The organism is Gammaproteobacteria bacterium, from assembly GCA_041395725.1.
Taxonomy (GTDB): domain Bacteria; phylum Pseudomonadota; class Gammaproteobacteria; order Pseudomonadales; family Pseudohongiellaceae; genus NORP240.
The window spans coordinates 2,814,079-2,836,565 of the sequence record JAWKZW010000001.1 but is presented as its reverse complement, the minus strand read 5'-3'; the positions used below and the strand labels follow the sequence as shown (position 1 = coordinate 2,836,565).

19 protein-coding genes are annotated in these 22,487 nt (G+C 58.3%); 4 read left to right on the top strand and 15 right to left on the bottom strand.

Features of this window, described 5'->3' with window-relative positions:
- Positions 1–25 precede the first annotated feature (25 nt).
- The 11 genes from R3F50_12415 to R3F50_12365 all read right to left on the bottom strand — a co-directional run bounded on the left by R3F50_12415 (position 26) and on the right by R3F50_12365 (position 14,470).
- Positions 26–2,011, bottom strand: coding sequence for a bifunctional aldolase/short-chain dehydrogenase (locus R3F50_12415; protein ID MEZ5491105.1), 1,986 nt, complete (start codon positions 2,009–2,011; stop codon positions 26–28).
- An 86-nt stretch (positions 2,012–2,097) separates the two neighbouring features.
- Complete coding sequence (locus R3F50_12410; GenBank protein MEZ5491104.1) at positions 2,098–2,526, bottom strand: biopolymer transporter ExbD; 429 nt, start codon at positions 2,524–2,526, stop codon at positions 2,098–2,100.
- Positions 2,527–2,848: 322 nt separating this feature from the next.
- Positions 2,849–3,433 carry a TetR/AcrR family transcriptional regulator gene (locus R3F50_12405; GenBank protein ID MEZ5491103.1) on the bottom strand — a complete coding sequence of 195 codons (585 nt, stop codon included), beginning with the start codon at positions 3,431–3,433 and terminating at the stop codon, positions 2,849–2,851.
- Between the two features lie 368 nt (positions 3,434–3,801).
- The gene (locus tag R3F50_12400) at positions 3,802–4,527 is read right to left on the bottom strand and encodes a DUF445 family protein (GenBank protein MEZ5491102.1); all 726 of its coding nucleotides are present in this window, start codon (positions 4,525–4,527) and stop codon (positions 3,802–3,804) included.
- Positions 4,528–4,570: 43 nt separating this feature from the next.
- Positions 4,571–5,419 (bottom strand): carbon-nitrogen hydrolase family protein, encoded by an 849-nt coding sequence (locus R3F50_12395; protein MEZ5491101.1) that lies wholly within the window; start codon positions 5,417–5,419, stop codon positions 4,571–4,573.
- 40 nt (positions 5,420–5,459) lie between these two features.
- Positions 5,460–9,482 carry a YhdP family protein gene (locus tag R3F50_12390; GenBank protein MEZ5491100.1) on the bottom strand — a complete coding sequence of 1,341 codons (4,023 nt, stop codon included), beginning with the start codon at positions 9,480–9,482 and terminating at the stop codon, positions 5,460–5,462.
- Between the two features lie 148 nt (positions 9,483–9,630).
- Positions 9,631–11,109: a ribonuclease G gene (rng, locus tag R3F50_12385; GenBank protein ID MEZ5491099.1), complete on the bottom strand. Its 1,479-nt coding sequence runs from the start codon at positions 11,107–11,109 to the stop codon at positions 9,631–9,633.
- Positions 11,106–11,747, bottom strand: a complete 642-nt coding sequence (locus tag R3F50_12380) for a Maf family protein (GenBank protein ID MEZ5491098.1) — start codon at positions 11,745–11,747, stop codon at positions 11,106–11,108. Before R3F50_12380 ends, rng begins: the two co-directional genes overlap by 4 nt.
- 33 nt (positions 11,748–11,780) lie before the next feature.
- Complete coding sequence (gene mreD, locus R3F50_12375; protein MEZ5491097.1) at positions 11,781–12,269, bottom strand: rod shape-determining protein MreD; 489 nt, start codon at positions 12,267–12,269, stop codon at positions 11,781–11,783.
- Between the two features lie 4 nt (positions 12,270–12,273).
- Positions 12,274–13,275, bottom strand: coding sequence for a rod shape-determining protein MreC (gene mreC / locus R3F50_12370; GenBank protein ID MEZ5491096.1), 1,002 nt, complete (start codon positions 13,273–13,275; stop codon positions 12,274–12,276).
- Positions 13,276–13,426: 151 nt separating this feature from the next.
- The gene (locus tag R3F50_12365) at positions 13,427–14,470 is read right to left on the bottom strand and encodes a rod shape-determining protein (GenBank protein ID MEZ5491095.1); all 1,044 of its coding nucleotides are present in this window, start codon (positions 14,468–14,470) and stop codon (positions 13,427–13,429) included.
- Between the two features lie 524 nt (positions 14,471–14,994).
- Here R3F50_12365 and gatC point away from each other — a divergent pair.
- From gatC to R3F50_12345, 4 genes are all read left to right on the top strand, one after another.
- Entirely contained in the window at positions 14,995–15,282 is a 288-nt protein-coding gene (gene gatC, locus R3F50_12360) for an Asp-tRNA(Asn)/Glu-tRNA(Gln) amidotransferase subunit GatC (protein MEZ5491094.1), read from the top strand.
- Between the two features lie 89 nt (positions 15,283–15,371).
- Positions 15,372–16,832: an Asp-tRNA(Asn)/Glu-tRNA(Gln) amidotransferase subunit GatA gene (gene gatA, locus R3F50_12355; GenBank protein ID MEZ5491093.1), complete on the top strand. Its 1,461-nt coding sequence runs from the start codon at positions 15,372–15,374 to the stop codon at positions 16,830–16,832.
- A gap of 2 nt (positions 16,833–16,834) precedes the next feature.
- A complete protein-coding gene (gene gatB, locus R3F50_12350) occupies positions 16,835–18,265 on the top strand; it encodes an Asp-tRNA(Asn)/Glu-tRNA(Gln) amidotransferase subunit GatB (protein MEZ5491092.1) in 1,431 nt (476 codons plus the stop codon).
- Positions 18,262–18,591, top strand: a complete 330-nt coding sequence (locus R3F50_12345) for a PA4642 family protein (protein ID MEZ5491091.1) — start codon at positions 18,262–18,264, stop codon at positions 18,589–18,591. The genes gatB and R3F50_12345 overlap by 4 nt, the downstream gene beginning before the upstream one ends.
- 124 nt (positions 18,592–18,715) lie before the next feature.
- On the opposite strand, the gene rhlB is transcribed toward R3F50_12345, so the two are convergent.
- From rhlB to prmC, 4 genes are all read right to left on the bottom strand, one after another.
- Complete coding sequence (gene rhlB, locus R3F50_12340; GenBank protein ID MEZ5491090.1) at positions 18,716–19,966, bottom strand: ATP-dependent RNA helicase RhlB; 1,251 nt, start codon at positions 19,964–19,966, stop codon at positions 18,716–18,718.
- A 194-nt stretch (positions 19,967–20,160) separates the two neighbouring features.
- Entirely contained in the window at positions 20,161–20,499 is a 339-nt protein-coding gene (locus R3F50_12335; GenBank protein MEZ5491089.1) for a DUF4870 domain-containing protein, read from the bottom strand.
- Positions 20,500–20,684: 185 nt separating this feature from the next.
- Positions 20,685–21,428 carry a molybdopterin-synthase adenylyltransferase MoeB gene (locus tag R3F50_12330; GenBank protein MEZ5491088.1) on the bottom strand — a complete coding sequence of 248 codons (744 nt, stop codon included), beginning with the start codon at positions 21,426–21,428 and terminating at the stop codon, positions 20,685–20,687.
- A 176-nt stretch (positions 21,429–21,604) separates the two neighbouring features.
- A complete protein-coding gene (gene prmC / locus R3F50_12325) occupies positions 21,605–22,480 on the bottom strand; it encodes a peptide chain release factor N(5)-glutamine methyltransferase (protein ID MEZ5491087.1) in 876 nt (291 codons plus the stop codon).
- Positions 22,481–22,487 lie beyond the last annotated feature (7 nt).

Below are 22,487 nucleotides of genomic sequence, written 5' to 3'. Positions count from 1 at the left end.
CAAGGCTGGCTCCGATAAGGCCAAGTCAGATCACCCGCTCGTTGCCGCCGTCCACGGGAATCTGGGCGCCGGTCGTGGCGGCAGTGTCCGGTGACGCAAAAATGGCGGCCAGTCGCGCCACCTGGGCAGAAGTCACTTCAGTTCTGAGTACATTGTTGCGCCGGTATTCATCCACGCTCAGGCCGTAACTGGCCGCCCTCGACTGCAGCACTTCATCCGTCCACAGGCCGGTATCAAATACGGCATTGGGATGCAGGACGTTGACGCGGATGCCGTTGCCCCCCAACTCCAGGGCAGCAACCCTGGCCAGTTGAGTAAGTCCCGCCTTCGCCGCAGAATACGCTGCCGCACCCGGCCCCGGAGCGGGCACATTTTTTGATGCGATAACCACGACGGCCGGGTCGATGCCGTTGACCAGGAATGGCTGACAGGCGCGCAGCACCTTCATGTGGGAAGTCAGATTCAGCTGCACGGTCGTCTCCCAGCTTTCATCGTCCAGTTCCGCGATGGGGGCGCCCGGGGGGAAACTGCCGGCATTGCTTACCAGCATGTCGATTCCGCCGAAGGCCTGCACGCCCTTCTGCACGGCAGACTCTATGGATCGACTGTCAGTGACGTCACAGTGCACAGCAAGCACTTCCGGCCGCTCTGCAAACAGCGCACCCAGTGAGGGGGCGATGTCCAGGGCAATAACTGCCGCGCCGCGAGCAGCAAACTCCTCCACGCAGGCCCGACCAATGCCGGAGGCAGCGCCGGTCACCACGGCGATCCGGCCTTCAAATTCCGGTGCCTTGCTGCTGCTCTTCAACTTGGCCTGCTCCAGCTCCCAGTATTCCACCTCGAACAGCTCTCCCGCAGGCAGTGCCTGCCAGCCACCCAGGGCCGTACCCCACTGTATGGCCCGTACCGTGTGCCGGGTAATGTCCTGCACTACCTGCAGCCGCTTGATACCTGCCGCCAGGTGCAGCAATCCCCTGTTCAACCACACGCCGTAGCGGGGCATACAGTCCAGCCGCTGGTGATGGGGCTGGGCGTGGGTGTCGTAATAGGCCTGGTAGCGGGCCTCAAAATCGGCCAGCCCGCCAGCGGGCTGGTGCGGAAAGATCGCCGCAAAGGCCTTGGCGTGGATGGTGTGATCGGGGGTCAGAGGACCTCGCGTGGCCAGGTCTGCAACTTCGTCCAGGCTGGCGAAACCCACGGCGGTGCTGGAATTGTCCCAATTGACCAGCGCGGGTGCACCCAGCATGGCGGACGCTTGCTGACGCAGTTGACTGAGGGCGAGGAAATCCTCCCTGACCGGCTGGTAATGCCCGCTGGCGACAGCCACCGCAGCACCGGAAGTCTCAAGATACTGCTCGGCTTCCGACACAAGCCGGATCATGTTCTCGTAGCTGACCCGTGCATCATCGGCAAAGGTGAAAATGCCGTGGTGCAGTAAGATGATGCCTTCCACAGACTGCCAGTCGAGTTCTCGCGTGGCTTGCGCCACCTGCCGGGCAAGGATAAACCCCGGCATGATATAAGGCAGGATCAATACCCGCTGGCCATAGATTTCACGTAGTAGAGACTCACCGTCCGGCGTATTGCTGATAGCCACAACAGCATCGGCATGACTGTGGTCCACGAACCGGTGGGGGATCAAGGCATGGAGTATGGCCTCCACGGAGGGCGTCGGGCCATTGGGATCCAGCAGCGCCAGCCGCAGCTGCCGCATCATTTCCGAGTCACCCAGTTCCTTCAGTTCACCCAGTCGCTTCAGATAGTTCAGGTCTACAGCGGGAAATCCGGCGGCCTTGATGGTCTTCAGATCCCAGCCCGAACCTTTGACATACAGTACCTCCTGAGGCTCGCCGAACACGTTGTTGCGGGTGCCCTTAACCGAGGTGTTACCCCCACCATGGAGTACAAGGTCCTCTTCCTGACCCAACAGCTGCGACGTATAAACCCGCAAACCCAGATCCGGATCCAGGGCCTCGCCATCCGCTACCTGTTGAACCCATCTGCTCTTCATCAATAATACCCGGCTGCTTTATCCTGTCCCACAAACAAAAACGCACCCGAAAGGTGCGTTTTTTATTACTACTGGCAGTAAACCGATCAGCGGCGGCCGGTCGGCTCGATGATGGAAATATTAGGCATACCTGCCTGCCGCGCAGCATCCATGATCAGCACCAGTGTCGACACACTGGAGTTGTTGTTCGGTTGAATGATCACGGAGGCAGACGGATTCTCTGCCTTCAACTGGTCGATGTTAGACCGTATCTGGGTTCGGATAATCGGCCGGGGCTGCTTGTTGAGAATGATTTCATCGTTCGGGCCGATTTCGAACAGGATGTTCTGAGGCGCATCTTCCGGCGGCGGCGGCGGATTATCGTTGCTTTCGCTGCTGGCGGCACTGATCGCGGATTCTGACAGGAAAGTCGCCGTTACTACAAAGAAAATCAATAAGATAAACACCACGTCGAGCATAGGCGTGAGGTCGATATTGGTTTCGTCAGACTTTCTTTTGCCAGCTATTTTTTTCATTGTTGTGTCCTGCTACTTTGAACTTTGAGACGTTTATAAAGTTTAAAAACTATTGACCGGCGGCAATGCGCTACAACCAAACCCGACCCGCTTTGCGACATACAGTCCCGAGTATAGCAGCAATTCCACCGGCGAAAAAAGAGCCTTCAAGCCCCCATCAACAAAAAGGACCCCGCAGGGCCCTTTAAACAGCCGCCGTTTTCAATCCACACCAGGTGATTGCTGAAAACAGGCGTAACAGATTGTTTTAATTAACATTAAGACTACCCCCAGAGTTACCCGAAGTGCTCGCAACGGGACTCCCGACGCCCTTCAATCAGTTTTATTGCAAAGCGTTGATACTGAATTGAATCAGATCGCCCAACTCTTTGGCATTTTTACCGTCTCGGGAATTCACCCGCACACCGTGCAGGGTGTTCATCAGCACATCCGCCGCGAAGTCGGCAGTCACACCCTTCTTGATCTTGCCTTTTTTCTTGGCTTCATTGAGCCTGACCAGCAATGCCTTACGAACAGTGGCCAATGAACTGCGGACCAGCTTCTTCATCTCCCGGTCATAATTGATACTTTCACACAGGGAATTAACCAGCAGGCAACCCAGTGCCCGGTGCTTGTTGCTGACGCCGGTGACAGATAGCTCGAAATACTTGCTGATGGCATCCCAGGGGGCAAGATCCTTGTTTTTCAGAGAGGCATTGATATTCTCATCGATGCCCTTGTTGTAATGCTGCACACAAGTCTTGAAAAAGGTGTCCTTGTCACCGAATGAATTGTAGAGCGTCCCGCGATTGATGCCGGTACAATCCAGCAACTTCTGTACCGAGCTGGCCTCGTACCCTTCCTTCCAGAACTGTTCCATCGCGCTGTTCAGAACTTTCTCGTATTCAAATTCAACTGGTCTTGCCATAACTGTTTAAGATCCTTTCCGGAATCACTGTTCCGTTAAAAATATTGAGTACCTACACGGCCCTGCCAGGCAGGGCCCCCCGAGATTTCAAAGAGGCGGTATTGTAGTACAGTAACCCGGCTTTTACATCCCGACCTGGGCGTTAAACCCAAATAAATTCCAGATCCTCGCAGATAACTGGCTGATCACGCGCAGCTTTGCTGCGTGCGCCTTGACCCGTCATCGTTTTTGCGCGGTGACACAGGCGAACCCTTGCTGCCAGCGGCTGCGTGACTTTGCGGACCGAAGAAGAATGAACGAACAGTCAAATTAAATCCGACTGCGGTGCAGAGACGAAAAACCGAGGTCTTTCACGCAGATTCGCCAGGCTAACCCTGCATGACCACTGTAAAGCCCAGACCTATCAGACCACCGACCACGCCACCCCAGATGACCAGCCACCCAAGGTGCTCCCGGATCATGTCCTGGACGATCTGCTTCACCAGTTGCGGAGTCATCTCCTCCAGCCTGTTGTCAATCATTGCCTCCAGCTTGCCCAGCACAGCCTCACTTTCCAGCGAGTTCTTCACGGCGTCCTGCAGGTGCTGACGGAATGAGGCCTTGGTGAACAGCACCTGAAAATAGTCCGCCAGCTTCTGCTTGAAGGGTTCCCGCAGACTGTCCAGCGCATTGCGCCCGCCCATCATGCTCAGCATTGATCCCAAAGAAGATTTCATGACGGCATCAACCAGGGATTCAAACACTGAGTCAAGATCCAGGCGCCCGACGCTGGCCTTAAGCTCCACCTCGAGACGCTCTGAAATCTCGGTGGCATCTTTGAAAAACCGATCCAGATTCCCGCGATTGAAGAATTGTTCCATAATCAGGTTGCGAATACCGTCCTTGAATTCTTCAAAGCGCAGTGGAATGACACCCGAACCATAGAACCCCGGCACCCGCTCAAACAGCATGTAAACCGCAAGCCAGTTGGTCAGACCGCCTGACAGGGCAAACAATCCGGTATTGAGCAGGTAAGGTCGCAACGGCTCCCGGGCGGCAAAACCTGCCAGCACCAGTAACAGGGCGAGAAAATTGGTAATCAGACTTTTATTGATAATCACGGCAGGCGGACCACAGACTTCCCGGCAAAAAGAGGGATTATAAGCGACGATGGCTGGTTATCGGCATATCCTGCCGTATCCGGTTCATCTGTTTCAGGTTAATGTCGGCAATAGCCACGCCTTCCCCCACCGTCAACCGGTCCAGGACTTTACCCCAGGGGTCAACAATCATCGAGTGGCCGAAGGTTTCTCTGGTCTGATTGTGCACACCACCCTGATTTGCGGCCACCACGAAGCACTGGTTTTCGATTGCCCGGGCCCGCAACAGGACTTCCCAATGGGCCTCTCCAGTCGTCCGTGTGAAGGCTGACGGTACCGTGAATATCTCGGCCCCCGCCTCCTGCAGGGTCCGATACAACTCCGGAAAACGCAGGTCATAGCAGATGGTAAGACCGAGCCGGCCGATGCTGGTATCCACGACCACTGGCTGATCACCGGCCTCGAAGCTGCGGGATTCGGAATATTCGGCCTGGCGATCCGCCACCTTCACATCAAAAAGATGCATCTTGTCGTAGCGGGCAATCACCTGCCCGGAGGCGTCATACACCAGCGAGGCAGGGCGCACCCGACCATCGTTAAGGTCTGCCAGACTACTGCCGTCGGCCTGCGGTGGGCGTGACAGCAGCGGGATGGTGCCACCCACCAGGATTATGCCGTGAGTCCTGGCCTGCCGGGACAGGAAAGCCTGCAGCAGGCTTTCAGTGGCGCCCTGAACTTCGGCAAACTGGCGCAGCGGCCCGCCATCCAGTACGGCGAAGTTTTCTGGCAGCAACACCAGTTCGGCGCCCTGCCGGGCAGCAGTCTCAATCAGTGCCGCGGCGGCGTCCAGGTTCTGCTGAATATTGCCGGTGCTGACCATTTGCACGGCGGCTACACGGTGTGTCATGAAAGCTCCTTGGAGTATCTTGTTGGATTCACTGGCGGTGTCAGTTCTGCGAGGGTGCCTGGCCGGCTCCGGCTGTCCCGCCGCCTCCGGACTGGGGTGGCGTACTGAATGCCTGCTCAAGCTCCGGCTGCAGACCCTCCCAGGGGCCCTGCAGGCGATACTGCGCCGTCGTCAGGCTGTCCACCTGATCACCGAAAATGCGTTCGAACAGATAGGCACCGATGGCCAGGGAGGGATTCAGGGTGCCCGAAATCGCACCCAGCAGCCCGAGCCAGGGAATGTTGCTGCTTAATGGCAGCGTAATATACATCTGTCCGTCAATGGTCTGCTGCACCAGATCCAGCCTGCCGGATATCTGGTAAACACTGGAGGGCCCGGTAATCACCAGCTGGTCATTTATAGTAACCACCCCTGTGTCGAGACTGAGGTTACCGTTGATCTCCTCATAGGCAAGTCCGCGGCGCAACAGGTCGTCACTGAAGCGCAGTCTGCGCATGATGGCATCCAGGTTGATGATACTGATAAGTTTCAAGGCCCCCGGTCCACCACTGCCCTGCAGAAACCTGCCGTCTTCCACCTTGAATGACACCTCGCCACTGAGATCCTCGGCGCGCAGGAACGCCGGGCTGCCGGGCCAGTCAAGCCGGGCGTCAAAACGTCCGCTGCTGCTTTCCAGGCTGGCCGCATAACCGTTGGCCAGCAGCACTTGCGCGATATCGTCAACCAGGACAATGCCGTCCAGGTAGCTGTGGTGGCTGTTGCCGTCATAGGCCCACTGAAACGTCGGCTCATCGCCGGCCTGCCCCAGCTTGAAGCCGCGCAGATTTACCAGCAGGTCGCTGAATTCGGCTCCTCCGGAGTCTGGCGTCATGGTAAAGCGGCCAAAACCAAAGTTTCGCTCACCGATGCTCAGCTCCCCGGTGTAAAACTTTACCCGCGGGAAACTCCGGGGATCAAAGCGGGCGAAGACGTCCTCGCGCTGCAGCTCTGTTTCAGCATCGCTGTTCACTCCCCCCGGTTCGGCACCCTCCCCGGGCAGCCGCAGGTACGCCAGGTAGGCTTCAATGTACTCGCCGGAATCAAAGGGAATGAGCACCGAACCCGCAATCGATTCGCTGTCCAGACCCACGGTCCAATAGTCGGTCCCGAGCAGGTCCTCGATCTGGATGTTCACCGAGCCCATCTGTTGCCCGAACACGTCCAGTTCGCCGATGTCCAGCCTGACCCGCGATATCCACGGCGTCAGATCCCGGGAGGGCGAAGAGACGATCCGGGTGTTGTTCAGGATATCCAGCCATTCGGACACCTGGAATGTTTCCAGATTGCCCCGCAACTCCAGGCCAGGTGCGTAGATTTCCGCCTGCCACGGGTCGGCGGTGCCAGGCATGGTGCCCAGATACACGATGCCGTCCAGGTCCTCCCCGATAACATCCACCCGCAGGGACAGGTGCGATCCCAGCACGCCCTCAATGTGTGTCACCGGACGCGCAAAATCAATCTGCAGATTGAGGGGTTGAGACTGTTCCACCGGCTTGGCAAAAGGTTGTGGCAGATCCAGGGAAAGACCCTCAAGGTCTGAAAGCAGATTCAGTCGGGTAACATCCTGACCGATCTGCAATTCTGCCTGGTAATTGAAAGAACCGTCGGCCCGATCGAGAATTGCCTTCACAAACCTGCTCTGACCAGGCCATGCAGCCAGGGCTGCGCTTTCCCCCTCGCCCTCCACTTCCACATAGGTCTCAAAGGCGGCTTCATCATTATTGCGCCGTGAAGCAAGCCTGAAACGGGCCTCGCCGTCGAACAGGCGGGCGCTCAATGCACTGTCCTGCAGACCTGCCAGAGAATCGAAGTTCACAACACCGGCAACGTCGTCAAATTGCAGCTGGTAATCCGGCAATACCAGCCGATTATCCTGCACATCCGCCGTGATCAGCACTCGCGGCTCCACGCCTGCCAGGTTGAGCGGAATACGCAGATTCACCTGAGCCTCTAAATCCCCCCTGGCCTGCCAGTTGGCCAGGGCCCCGCCAAGCGTCGCTTCCAGCGGCGCGGCGTTAAGAAAGTCCAGACCTGCCTGACTGCTGCCGTTGGCCGAGCCCTCTATGGTCAGCCACAGCTGATTGCCAGCCTGCTCCTGCACCGACGCTGTGGTTGGCCCGATCGTCAGCCCCAGGGTCTGCCCCGATTGCACATAAATTTCGGCATTGCGGTTGTCCACAATGACTGAGCCGGCGACATCACTGAGCTCCGGCCAGGCATCGATATAGCTTGCATGGGCCTGATTGAAATTGAAAAAGGCCTGGAAGGCCCGCTCCTCACCGGATGCACCCTGATGGATCGGACCCCGATAAATAACTCCACTGTTGAAAACCGCACCATCCAGCAGCGCACCGTCCAGCCACTCCATGGTGCGATACAGGCCGGGATTGATCGTCGGCGCACTGGGCAGATAGGCGGATTTCTTGCTGCCGTCGGCCCTGGTCGCTCCTACCAGCAGGCTCAGGTCGGAAGACAACTCTCCATTTGCGGCGCGACGAAAACGACTGGAAAACTGCGCTCTTCCATCGACTATCTCGGATTCTGCCACGATCATGCTGCTGGACAGTCGCAGCTGAAAATCGCCCTGGGTTTCAGCCTGAAAGCGGAGTTTGCCGTTGACATAGTCGTACTGCCAGGTATCGGAAAAAATCCCCGGCAGCAGAATGCTGAAATTCTCCGAAGACACCTCACCTAGGCCGTTCAATAGTTGCCGGTCTAAATCCCAATCGGCTTCCAGGTAACCGTTGATACCGGAAATGGCCGGGGCACCCCGGTATGAATCCACCGCCACGTTGTCGAGGTTGGCGGTCAGAAAAAGGTCGCCGGCGGTGGTTTCCTGCAGTGAGTAATTCAGCGCCAGATTGCGTATCGTACCGCGTGGAAAGTGCCCCTCCAGACGCTCAGTCAGCGCCTCCGGCGAACGACCCGAGGCCAGCACCAGATCCCTCAGAATGCCTGTATTCAGTGTTTCGGCATAGACCCGCACGGCATTGCCCGGACGATAAACCACCAGGCTGTCCGCCGGACTCCACCGCGCCTCCCCCCAGACAAAGGCCAGGTCGTTGGCGGCCACCTGCCAGCCTGCCCCGGGCTCGTCGAGGGTCAGATCGGCCCTCCCCGCAAGCGCTTCCAACACCAGAGGCGGCACCCCCTCAGCCAGAGAGACCTCGAGCCGCTCCAGTTCAGGCTGCAACAGAACAGATTGAACCTCCCCGCGCTCCACGGCCAGCCAGGCCTGTCCGCTGCCCACGATCTCGCCCAGCGTCACCCCGGCAACGCTTTCACCCGCGGACAGGCTGGAATAATTATTCCGCGGCAGCGAAGCATGGACGACTCCGCTGATTTCAGACAGGGAATCCCCCTCCAGTTCCAGCGACAGCTGTATTTCGTCAGTGCTGCCAGCCATATAGCCATCGACGTGAATGAAGTGACTGCCGGCGCCATTCTGAATCACCGCCCGGACCCCTTCAAAGCGCGTACTTCTGTCATTGTTCAACTGCACAGAAATAGACAGGTCGGCAAGCTCCAGCCGGTCCACCCGCTGAACTGTGTCATACACGGCCTGGAGATCCAGCGGCCCACTGCCCTGAAGGCTGATGCCGGACAGCATCCAGCCCCCGGTCTCAATCCGGCGCACACTGAGATCCAGCCCCTGTACGATAAAATTGCCCAGCACCACCCTGCGCTGCAACAGGGTTTTTGCCATGTCCAGGCTCAGGGTTGCCCGTTCGAACTGCAGGCCGGGCTGCTGTCCAGCGGCGCCCTCGGCGCTGCCCAGGGCATCGAATCGAAGACCCTGAATCTCGATGGCGGGATTAAATCCTGCAAAGTACCCCGACAGGGATTCGATGGACACCGGCACCCCCAGTGATTCACTGAGCCAGGCTTCCACATCACTGGTGTAACTGGTGAGCGCCGGCATAAAGTGCCGGCCGATGCTCAGGTAGGCTGCAAACAGGATCAGGATGATCGACAGGAGCATCACCAGTTTCCGAGCCAGAGATTTCAGGGGAGATAATGACATTATGTTGACGGAAGCCCGCATCCAATGACAGCCCTGTTTATACGCTGCAGCGGCTTAACGGGTACTTAAGAAACCTCCGTCTGATTGCTGGGCCTGAGGGTCAATAAACTGTCGTCGCCAGGGCGGCCGTCCAACCAGCCGGGAGCGGCTAAAACAGCACTACGTCGAACTGTTCCTGAGTATACATGGGTTCCACTTCAAACTTGACCGTCTTACCCACCAATTCTTCCAGATCGGCCAGGGCAGCGGAATCCTCGTCAAGCAGCCTGTCCACCACCAGTTGGGAAGCCATAACCAGCAACACATCGTTTTCATAGGCCCTGGCGACTCGCATGATTTCCCTGAATATCTCGTAGCAGACCGTCTCAGGAGATTTTTGCACGCCACGCCCCTCGCAAACCGGACAGGGACTGCAGATTATCTGTCCCAGGCTTTCCCGGGTCCGCTTGCGGGTCATCTCTATCAGACCTAACTGGGAGATGCCGGTAATTGTGGTGCGCGCCGGATCTTTCTCCAGCGCCTTGGCCAGCATGCGCTGAACCTGGCGCTGGTGTTCCTCATCCTGCATATCGATAAAATCCAGGATAATGATGCCACCCAGGTTCCTGACCCGCAGCTGCCGGGCGATGGCATTGGCCGCCTCGAGGTTGGTTTTCAGTACCGTTTCCGCGTGGTTACGGCTTCCCAGGTAGCCGCCAGTGTTGACGTCGATGGTGGTCATGGCCTCGGTCTGATCGATCACCAGGTCTCCGCCTGATTTCAACTTGACCTTGCGACTGAGTGCCCTGTTGATCTCGTCCTCGACCCCGTAGACATCGAATATCGGGCGGTCACCGCGATACAGTTCCACCAGCGCGGCGGCGTCCGGGATAAAGTCCTCGATAAACCGGGTAATCTCGGCACAGGACTCTTCATTATCCACGCGGATTTTCTCAACATTGGAGGTGATCAGATCGCGCATGGTCCGCATATACAGGGGCACGTCCCGATACACGGCGGTGACCTCGCCACCGCGCCGGATACGACGCTCCACGGCTTCCCACAGACGCTGCAGAAAGCGGATATCCGACAGCAGACCGGCGGCGTCGGTTCCCTCGGCGGCGGTGCGGATGATATAACCGCCGCGCTCCTTCAACCCTTCCTGTTCGAGGCAGCTGTCCAGCAGACTGAGCAGCCGCTCCCGCTCGCCGTCTTCTTCCAGGCGCTGAGAAATTCCGATATGCCGCGTGCGGGGCAAGAAAACCAGGTTGCGCGACGGCAATGTCAGATGCGTTGTCAGCCTGGCACCCTTGCTGCTGATAGCGTCTTTTGCCACCTGCACGACAATCGACTGACCCTCACGCAGCAGTTGATGGATCGCTCGGGACCCGTCCTCACGGACCTCGAATCCGTCGGGCCCAATAGGGATGATGTCGGTGGTATGGATAAAAGCGGCACGCTCCAGGCCAATATCCACGAACGCCGCCTCCATGCCCGGCATAACCCGGACCACCTTGCCCAGGAAAATATCGCCGACCCGGCCCCGGTTGCTGGGGCGCTCAATAAAAATCTCCTGTAACAGACCGTTGTCGATCAGCGCCACCCGGGTTTCCATGGGTGTCACATTTATCAGGATCTCTTCGCTCATTGCTGCCCGCCCCACCCCTGGCGCGGCGGCTGCCAGCACGGAATGGCAAAGCTGTTCAACAGCTGCGCGGTTTCAAACAGCGGCAATCCCATCACGCCGCTGTAACTGCCTGACAGACTGCGCACGAAAACTGCTCCCAGCCCCTGAATCGCGTAGCCACCGGCTTTATCCCGGGGTTCACCGCTGTCCCAGTAGGCCTCCATCTCATCACTCTCGAGAGACCGGAACTCAACCTCCGTCGTGGACAGGACGACTTTGCGACTGTCCCTGGAAACCAGCGCCACGGCCGAGTGCACCAGGTGCTTGCGGCCGGAAAGCAGCCTGAGCATGCGCAGCGCGTCGTCACGGTCGGACGGCTTGCCCAGCACCCGGTTCTCGCAGACCACTGCTGTGTCGGAGCCCAGCACCACCGGCCGGCTTTCGGCGGGCTGATGATCCAGCCCACTCTGGGCCTTTTCCAGGGCCAGGCGCCTTACGTAGGCTTCAGGCGCTTCATTATCCTGCAGGATTTCTTCCACCTGGTGGCTGACAACCTGAAACGGTACCCCTATCTGCTGCAACAGCGCCTGTCGTCGTGGGGACGCGGAAGCCAGCAGTATGCTGGCCCCGTTTGACCCGGATCGTTTATTTTGACTCATGATTGTTTCGATGCCTGCACTTGGATGCAGTGCCTATCTTACGCTAAATCCACGGCGTAGATGACGCAGGATCTGAAAAAGAAAGGGCCAGACCAGGGCGCTGGTCGCCGCCGACATCAGGAAAATCAGGTTGCTTGAGACGGTCTGGTCCGTTGCCAGTTGCAGCCAGTGACAGATCATCAGATTCAGCCCGACCAGGGCGACTATCAGCCCGCTTTGCTGAAACAGGGAAAACATGCGCAGGCGCTGGTGCAGGCTCAGTGTGATATAGGCCAGCACCACCAGAGCCAGAGCGTTAAGACCAAGAATCGAGCCCTCAAGAATATCCAGCACCAGCCCTGCCATCCAGGCGCTGCCGATTCCGACCCGGTAAGGTAAGGCCATCACCCAGTAAATCAATACCAGGGGAACCCACTCAGGGCGAAAGTTCATGGCCCATTCGGGAAACGGTACGATTGCCAGCAGATAGGCGATAAAAAAGGTCAAGAGTATGACCCAGACACCCTGCGCCCTGGTATTCATCCTGTTATTCCCGGGTAGATGCCGGATCGGCTGATGGAATGAGGGAATCGGCACCCGACTCACCCTCTGACAGGGGCTGATCCTGAACCGGTGCCGGGGTTTCCGTCTCGCCGTCCTCCCCCAGGGGCTGCTTGCCATCGACGGTGGCCTGATCAAAAAACGGCTTGTAGCTCTGCAGCTGCGTCCCTGGCGGCGCACCCTTGGCATCGAACACCAGCATCACATTGCGGGTGCTGTCGATCTGCGCCAGGGGCCGGGCCTTGACCATCATGTAGGGCTGACCAGGGTCCTGATAGACACTCAGCACCTCGGCCACCGGGTAATCCTTGGGATAGACCTGGCCCATACCCGAACTGACCAGCAGATCGCCGGGAGCAATATCCTGCGTACGGGTGACAAATTCAAGCTCCAGCTCCGAAGCCGCGGTCCGGCTGCCCCGGGCCAGCGCCCGTTCGCCATTGCGGTTGACCTCTACCGGGGTGACATGATGTGAGTCGGTCACCAGCAGTACCCAACTGGTGAACGGAAGTACCTCGTCCACCTGTCCCATCAGGCCGTTGGCATCGAGCAGCGCCTGCCCCACAAAAACGCCGTCGCGGGCACCTTTATTGATCAGAATCCGTTTCGACAGCGGATTGGGGGAAATATTGATGATCTCGGCCGGCAGCACCTGGCCTTCGATAGCCTGGGCGGAATTCTGCAGGGCCCGCAGGCGACTGTTTTCTGACGCCAGGCTTTCCAGCAACTGCAACTGGCGCTGGGACAGCAGCAGCTGTTCACGCAGGTATTCGTTTTCTTCGATCAGATCAGTGCGGGAGACCAGCACGTCATCAACCCAGAACGAAATCCGGGTCGGCGTGTCGGCAACCCAGTAAATCGGGGTAGTGACATAACCCAGCACATAGCGCGTCTGTTCCAGGTAACCAAACCGGTTATCCGCAAACATGAGGCACACAGACAGGAACGCAAACGCAACGGCCCGGTACTCGGGAGAAACGCCTTTGATAAAAATCGTCTTATCGATGGCCTGCGCACCCCTGCTTGGTTGAACCCTTTAAGAACTGTATCGGTTGGCTCTTGAGGAACCTTTTCAAGATTACCGATATTGTCGGCGGTAATCAGAGAAGTCCCTTAAATTATGAGACACCCAGGCCAGCTCAGTCCAGCGTCAGCAAGTCGATTCCAAGGGAGTCCATCAACTCCATGGCCCGGCCACCACCCCGGGCAACACAGGTCAGCGGGTCTTCCGCCACGATCACCGGCAACCCGGTTTCCTCAGACAGCAGTTTGTCCAGATCCCGCAGCAGCGCACCACCACCGGTCAGCACCAGGCCGCTTTCGGCAATGTCGGACGCCAGCTCCGGCGGGGACTGTTCCAGCGCGCTCTTGACCGCCTGCACGATAGCGGACAGGGGTTCCTGAAGAGCTTCCAGAATCTCGTCACTGTTGAGCGTGAAACTGCGTGGCACCCCTTCGGCCAGGTTTCTGCCGCGCACGTCAATTTCCCGGACTTCGGTCGTGCTGTCCCGGTAGGCGCTGCCAATTTCTTTCTTGATCCGTTCCGCCGTGGCGTCCCCGATCAGGCTGCCATAGTTTCGGCGCACGTGGGTGGTGATCGATTCATCAAAACGGTCGCCCCCCACCCGAACCGATTCCGAGTAGACCACGCCGTTGAGAGAGATAATGGCGATCTCCGTGGTTCCACCGCCGATATCGACCACCATGGACCCGCTCGCCTTCTCTACCGGCAAGCCGGCGCCAATAGCCGCGGCCATGGGTTCCTCGATCAGACGAACTTCCCGGGCCCCGGCGCTGAGCACCGATTCGCGAATCGCCCGCCGCTCGACCTGGGTCGATTTACAGGGCACGCAGACCAGCACACGGGGGCTGGGGGGAAAGAAACTGTTTTCATGAACTTTGTTGATAAAATGCTGCAGCATTTTTTCGGTCACCTGGAAGTCGGCGATCACGCCGTCCTTCAGGGGCCGAATGGCGGTTATATTGCCAGGGGTACGACCCAGCATCCGCTTGGCGTCCATGCCGACCGCAGTGACCGTCTTCTGGCCGTTATGAGTCCGGATGGCGACCACCGAAGGTTCGTTGAGAACGATACCTTCCTCTCTCACGTAGATAAGGGTATTCGCAGTCCCAAGATCTATGGAAAGATCGTTGGAGAACATTCCCCGTATTTTCTTAAACATCAATTATTGAATCCTTCAAATCAGGAGAGCAACCGAGGCACGCAGTATCAGGTGCTGCCCGGCAGTTGCTTTAATGAACTTACAGGGCCAGCTGTGTCACTCAAGGTTTACAGCCGCTGCGCGGCTATTCTTTAAAACTGGGTCACTTTGCCTCGATCATCTGGAAAACCCTCAGACACCCGGCGTCACTTGAACGCCAATCACATAGCCGGATCTTCCAATGCCAGATTATTCTCAGGTTTATGGCTTCTGGCTTTACGAATCAAGAAATCCTAACGGTCGCAGATTGTCAGTGGTCGCTTGACACTCCACCAGAGCTACCCGGGCGGCGATGTCAGGTGCAGGAAATAGTTTGGTCCAAACCTGCTAAATTCCAGTATAATCCCGCCCTTTGTAACAGGTACGCACTCTAGCAACGGGCAGAGTTTTGAGCAAGAGCCAGCTATTAATAAATTTCTATTTACCGACTAATTCGAAGACTTCACCGGTAATTACCGGGCAAGGTTTCCCAGGGAGAATTTGCAATGGCACTGGATAAATCCGAAGTGGAAAAGATTGCCCACTTGGCGAGATTGCATGTGAATCAGAACGAAGCGGAAGAAGTCACCAAGAGGATTTCCGACATCCTGGGGCTGATCGATAAAATGCAGGCCGTGAATACGGCGCACATCGAGCCCCTTTCCCATCCTCTGGACGCTGTACAACGACTGCGTGCAGACGAAGTGACCGAGACCGATCAGCGCGACGCGCTGCAGACCATTGCGCCGGTAACAGAAGCCGGTCTGTATCTGGTCCCCAAAGTCATCGAATAATTAGCGATAGAAACCATTGCTGGCGCAATCCCGGCCTGCCGGCCGGGACGCGCCAATCACCAGAAAATCACACAGGACGTTCCTGAACAATGCTTGCTAAAACAATCGCGGACCTGTCCCGCGCCTTGCGACAGGGTGAGGTGTCCAGCGTCGAGCTGACACGCGCTTACCTGGATCGGATCAACCGCCTCAACCCGACGCTGAATGCCTTCATTACCGTCTGTGAAGAACAGGCACTGACCCAGGCTGCCGCAGCCGACCGGCGCCTGGCCGACGGCGACAGCAGCCCGGTGTGTGGAATTCCACTGGCCCACAAGGACATATTCTGCACCCAGGGAGTCATCACCAGCTGTGGTTCCCGGATGCTGGCCAACTTCGTGTCGCCCTATGATGCGACGGTTGTGGAGCGGTTCAATGCCGCCGGCGCCGTGACGCTGGGCAAGACCAACATGGATGAATTCGCCATGGGCTCGTCCAATGAGACCAGTTTTTTTGGCCCGGTGAAAAACCCCTGGGATCCCGGCCGCGTTCCCGGCGGCTCGTCGGGAGGGTCCGCCGCGGCGGTTGCCGCCGACCTGTGCGCCATGGCTACCGGTACAGACACCGGCGGTTCGATCCGCCAGCCGGCCGCCTTCTGCGGCGTTACCGGCATCAAACCCAGCTACGGGCGTGTTTCCCGCTGGGGCATGATCGCCTTTGCGTCCAGCCTCGATCAGGCAGGCCCGATCTGCAAAAGCGCCGAAGACGCTGCCATCATGCTGAATGTGATGGCCGGCATGGACCGCAAGGACTCTACCAGCGTGGACCTTGCAGTGCCCGATTACACGGCCGACCTCGGCCGGTCTCTCGAAGGACTTCGCATCGGTTTGCCACGGCAACATTTCGCCGAGGGTCTGAATGCCGACGTCGAAAAGGCGATTCGCGAAGCACTGCGGGAATACGAAAAACTGGGTGCCACCCTGGTGGACATAGACCTGCCCAACAATCACCTGTCGGTTTCCGCCTATTACGTGGTGGCCCCGGCCGAGGCCTCTGCCAACCTGTCCCGCTACGACGGGGTTCGCTACGGTTACCGGTGCCAGGAACCGGTGGATCTGGAAGACATGTACAAGCGCTCGCGCAGCGAAGGGTTCGGTGACGAAGTGAAGCGCCGCATCCTGGTTGGAACCTACGCCCTGTCGGCCGGGTTCTACGACGCTTACTACCGCAAGGCCCAGCAGATACGCCGCCTGATCAAGCAGGATTTTCTGGATGCCTTCCAGCAGGTGGATGTAATTGTCGGGCCTACTTCGCCCCACGCGGCTTTCCAGCTTGGCGCCAAGACCGATCCGGTGGCCATGTACCTGGAAGACATTTACACCATTGCCGTCAATCTCGCGGGCCTGCCAGGCATCTCGATTCCCGCCGGGCTCAGCAACGGCCTGCCGGTCGGCATGCACATGGTGACTGGTGATTTCGAAGAGGCCCGTCTGCTGAACGTGGCACACCAGTTTCAGCAACACACCGACTGGCATGCCCGCAGGCCGGTCGCGCTGGCGCAGGAGGGCTGAACATGAGCTGGGAAACTGTCATAGGCCTGGAAGTCCACGTGCAGCTTGCTACCCGCAGCAAGCTGTTCTCCGGTTCCGCTACCCGGTTTGGCGCCGAACCCAACACCCAGGCGAATATCTACGATCTCGCCCTCCCCGGCACGCTGCCGGTCATGAACGAAACGGCGCTGGAGATGGCCGTGCGCTTCGGTCTGGCCATTGATGCCGAGATCGGTCGTAAATCGGTGTTCGACCGCAAGAATTATTTTTATCCGGATCTGCCCAAGGGCTACCAGGTCAGCCAGTTGCACTACCCTGTCGTGGGGAAGGGTACTTTGACCATCAGCCTGGAGGACGGCAGCGAAAAAGTAATCGGGATTACCCGCGCGCACATGGAAGAAGATGCCGGAAAATCCCTGCATGAAGATTTCCACGGCATGACGGGTATCGACCTGAACCGGGCTGGAACACCACTGCTTGAAATCGTTTCCGAACCGGATCTGCGCAGTGCCAAAGAAGCGGTAGCCTATCTGAAGAAACTGCACTCCATAATCCGCTACCTGGAAATCTCTGACGGCAACATGGCCCAGGGTTCCATGCGCTGCGACGCCAACGTGTCGATCCGCCGCCAGGGTGATCCGGAGTTCGGCACCCGGACCGAAATCAAGAACATCAACTCGTTCCGTTTCGTGGAGAAAGCCATCATTCACGAAGTCATGCGCCAGCGCGACATTCTTGAAGACGGCGGACGAATCATCCAGGAAACCCGCCTGTACGACAGCGATCTCGACGAGACCCGATCCATGCGCAGCAAGGAGGTGGCCAACGACTATCGCTATTTTCCCGAGCCGGATCTGCTGCCGGTGGTAATCGATGAAGCCTATATCGAGGCAGTGCGCGCCACGCTGCCAGAGCTTCCCGACCAGAAAGGCGAACGGTTCGTTGCTGAATTCGGGCTCAGCCCCTACGATGCCGGCGTGCTGGTCAGCAGTCGTGAAATGGCAGTATTTTTTGAACAGGTGGTTGCAATCTGTGGCGATGCCAAGCTGTCTGCCAACTGGGTGACCGGAGATCTGCTGGGCCTGCTGAACAAGAACAACTGGGAATTCTCCGAGTCTCCGGTCAGCGCCGAACGGCTCGGTACCCTGATAGCCCGCATCAAGGACAACACCATCTCCGGCAAGATTGCCAAGACTGTGTTCGAGACCATGATCGAGGATCAGGATGCCGTAGACGCGATCATCGAGAAGAAAGGCCTTACCCAGGTCACGGACAGCGGCGCAATTGAGAGCCTGATCGACGAGGTTATTTCCAGCAACCCAGAGCAGGTACAACAGTTCAAAGAAGGCAAGGAAGCCGTATTCGGCTATCTGGTAGGGCAGGCCATGCGACTTTCCAAAGGTAAGGCCAACCCGGCCCAGGTTAACCAGATACTCAGGGAAAAGCTCAAGTGAAGGAAGACAAAAAGACCGGTGCTGCGCGCACCCAGCCGGCAACCCGCAACGAAGAATGGAGCGATGAGCGACTCAAAGCATTCCTCGCTTTGGAACCGCCCGAAGGCATGCCGGCCGACTATGGGATCCTGCTGAAAGCCTACCGCGGCATGACCGCCGAGCTGTTTGTCCGCTTTTTACCGTTCTTTATCGAAGCGGGCCTGGACCTCAATGCAACACGGGAAGACGGCAGTACCCTGCTGGATCATGTCGCCGAACACCGTCGCAGCACAGAGTACGTGGCGGCGCTGGAAGCAGCAGGAGCCCGGCGGGGAAGCGCCCGGTAGGAAAGAAAACCGGGCCTGACTTTCAGTTACCTACCAGGTACCTGCCAGTTACCTGCGCAGCGGGAAGAGAACACCCTGTTCGGGACAGGCATCCCGATGTTCTTCCAACCCGGCCCTGCGGCTGTCAGGGCCTGCGGCGCCTGGGGCTGTCCTTCTTTTCGGGTGCCTTGAACTTGGAGGCGCGGGTTAACCCCGGCGCTTTCGCCAGCAGTCTTTCATCCGGGTGTACGCAGGGGAGTTTCGCCCCCAGTTTCTCCTCGATGGTAGGCAGCAGGAAGGAATCCTCTTCACAGGCAAAACTGATCGACGTTCCGATGGCGCCAGCCCGACCGGTCCGACCAATGCGATGCACGTAGTCGTCGGGCTCCTCGGGCAGGGAGTAGTTGATGACGTGAGTAACGTCCTCGATGTGCAGGCCGCGCCCCGCGACATCGGTAGCAACCAGCACATTGAAATCGCCGCGCTTGAACCCCTCCAGGGTTTTTATCCGTTTGTTCTGCGCGACCTCACCCGACAGCATGCCGCATTCGATGCCATTGCGGTGCAGGTTGTCCGCCAGCCTTCGCACCTGATCACGCCGGTTACTGAACACAATAACCCGATCGGCGCCCGGCTCGGAGAGCAGGTTGTACAACAGGTCGTATTTCTGTTCAGTGGTGACCAGGTAAACGATCTGTTCAACGGATTCGGTTGCCACTTTTTCCGGTTCCACCTCAATCAGGATCGGATCCATGGCCCAGCGCTCGCCCAGTTCGAAAATTTCAGGGGTAAAGGTGGCGCTGAACAACAGCGTCTGGCGACATTCCTTTTTCGGTGTCTGGGCGATGACGCGCCGCACCTGGGGAATGAACCCCATATCCAGCATCCGGTCCGCTTCGTCAATCACCAGAATTTCCACCAGCCCCAGGTACAGCTTGTCGTTCTGTACGAAATCCAACAGCCGGCCGGGCGTGGCCACCACGATGTCCACCGGCTGCCGGGCCAGCGCCCGCTCCTGTTTGACATAGTCTTCACCGCCCACCAGGGTCACGGTGTGGATGTCGGTGTGGCGGGTCAGCTTGACTGCGTCATCGGCGATCTGGATCGCCAGTTCGCGGGTCGGGGCTATCACCAGGGCCCGCGGTTCGGCGCTGAAGCGTTCTTCCTCGACCGGGTTGCAAAGCTGATCGTTGATGATGGTAATGAGAAAGGCGGCTGTTTTACCTGTGCCCGTCTGGGCTCTGCCGGTTACATCATTCCCTTGCAGTGTGTAGCGCAGGCTCTGGGCCTGGATCGGCGTGCAGAATTCGAAGCCCAGATCCGCTATCGCCTGGCGGAGCGGGGGCTGCAGGTTGAAGATGTCGAACGGTATTTTCTCAGAACTGCCTGATTCCATCGGGATCCTTGCCGGCCAGGGGAAAGCTGTCGAATTTACGGGAATTGGCCCCTGAAAAGCGTCCGCATGATAACCGAGTTCGGGTGTAGCGCAAAATCGCCGCACCCGGACGGTCGGACAACGGCGCTTCCGGGCGGCGCCAGGAAGGATCTGGAACGGGCTGATGCGGGATCAACCACCGGGAGTACATGCGTCTAAAGATCCACCTTCTCAGACCATTCCTCGGCAAGATCGCCGATAACCGGCAACCTGTACCGTTCTCCCTGGTAGGCCTTGACCATCAGCAGTACCCACAGCACGAACCCCAGCAGGTTCAAGAACGGAACAAGGAAACCGAAAAATGCCAGCAGATTGCCGAGCAGGATGCTCAGAATCGTCAAGGCGCCGAAGGTAATTATGGATTGCATGGCGTGAAAGCGAACGAACCGGTTGTCTTTTTCCACCAGAATTACGATCAGACCGCTGATCCAGCCTAGCGCATAGGCAAGTAAAGCGGCGATATTCTCTTCCAGACCCATCGATTTCTGACCCATGGCACGTCCTTTTCGATTCGATTCGCTATTTTCTGTTTCGTTCTGTTCTGTTAGCGTCAGGTCACCGGTTTCACTCTGCCCGATGGCAGTCAGCCCGGCCAGCGAGTGAAAGCTGCCAGGCAGCCAACCGCTCGCAGGGCTGCGAAAAAACTCCTTCCCCTCCGCCCCGAATGAGACGCTGCCAGCTACCGGGAGCAGGCCGGACAGTGGGGATCACGGCGCAAGCGCAGTTCGCGCCACTGCATCGAGACAGCATCCAGTAACAACAGCCTTCCCGTCAGGCTGCTGCCGATGCCGGCGATCAACTTGATGGTTTCCAGGGCCTGGATCGTTCCTATAATACCCACCACAGGTGCCATGACACCATTACGCGCACAACTGGCGTCCTCGTCATCACCCTTACCGTAAAGGCATTGATAGCAGGGACTGTCGTCCTGGCGGCTGTCGAATACTGTAACCTGCCCCTCCATGCGAATGGCAGCACCGGAGACCAGAGGTACGCCAGCCTTGAGGCAGGCGTCGTTGATTTCGAAACGGGTAGTGAAATTGTCGGTCGCGTCCACTACGACAGTCTGGTTTTTTACTGCCTGTTCCAGCTCTTTCCCCTGCAGCCTCCGGTTCAGCAGGGTCAGACAGACATCAGGATTCAGGCTCTTTAAAGTGGCGGCCGCGGAATCCACCTTGGACTTGCCGATATCCTGTTCACCATGGGCAATCTGGCGCTGCAGGTTGGTGATTTCCACCGTGTCGTCATCGGCGACTGTCAGGTGCCCTACGCCGGCGGCGGCCAGGTAGAGCGCGACGGGGCAACCCAGACCGCCCATACCGACAATCAACACCGAGGCATCCAGCAGCTTCTGCTGCCCCTCCACATCCAGCTCCGGCAACATGATCTGGCGGCTGTAACGGAGGAGCTGCTGGTCCTGCATGATGTTGTTCCTATCTGTGAGTCCGTCGGACTCGGAATAATTTTACGGCGGCGGGTAATCAGCCAGATTCCACCGCTCTCTCGTTGCTTCGCAGCATTATGCGCCCCATTACCGGGGAAAAAATCTGCTTCGATTTTCCACTCGCCTCGCTGCGAACCCCTGAGCCCGACAGGCTATCAGGGGTGAAAGCGCCCTGCGGTAACTCTATCCAATCCCGCCAGATCCTGCCAGCCTCGGGGCTTTGGACAGCCCGCCTGTTCAAACAGGCTGGTGACTGCCGGGCCCTGATCATAACCATGCTCCAGTAACAACCAGCCACCCGACCGCAGGTATCGCGGGGCCTGCGTGATTATCAGCCGCAGGCTGGCCAGCCCGTCTTCCGCTGCCACCAGGGCGGTACGAGGTTCGAAAGTCAGGCCATCCTGCAACAGATGCGGATCGTTCTCCATGACGTACGGGGGGTTGCTGACAATGAGATCGAAGTTGCCGGTGCTGAAGGCATCCAGCCAGGAGGTCTGTACGAACCGGATATTGGCCACACCGAGATCCCGGGCATTGTCTCTGGCCAGGGCCAGGCTGGCGCAACTCTGGTCGGTGGCCGTTACCTGCCAGGTTGGACTGTGGCGTGCCAGCGCGATGGCCATAACGCCGCTGCCGGTTCCCAGATCCAGCAACTGCAGGGGCTCGTTCTCCCTGCCAGCCAGGCATTGCAGGGACTTTTCCACCAGCAGTTCCGTCTCCGGCCGGGGAATCAATACCCGCGCATCCACACTGACCTCAAAATCCCAGAAGCCTTTACGGCCAAGAATATAGGCCAGCGGCTCTCCCCGCTGGCGGCGCTGCAAGAGGGCCGAAAAACGCTGACGAAGCGCGCCCTCTACCAGGCGCTCGGGATGCGCCACTATACTGGCGCGGGAACAGCCCAGCACCTCTGCCAGTAACAGCTGCGCGTCCAGTTTCGGGGTATCGCTGACCTGTTGCAGGCAGGCGGCCTGATCCAGCAGCCGGGCAATACACGACTCGTTATCAACGTCCGACTGAGGGGGGGACACGGTCAAG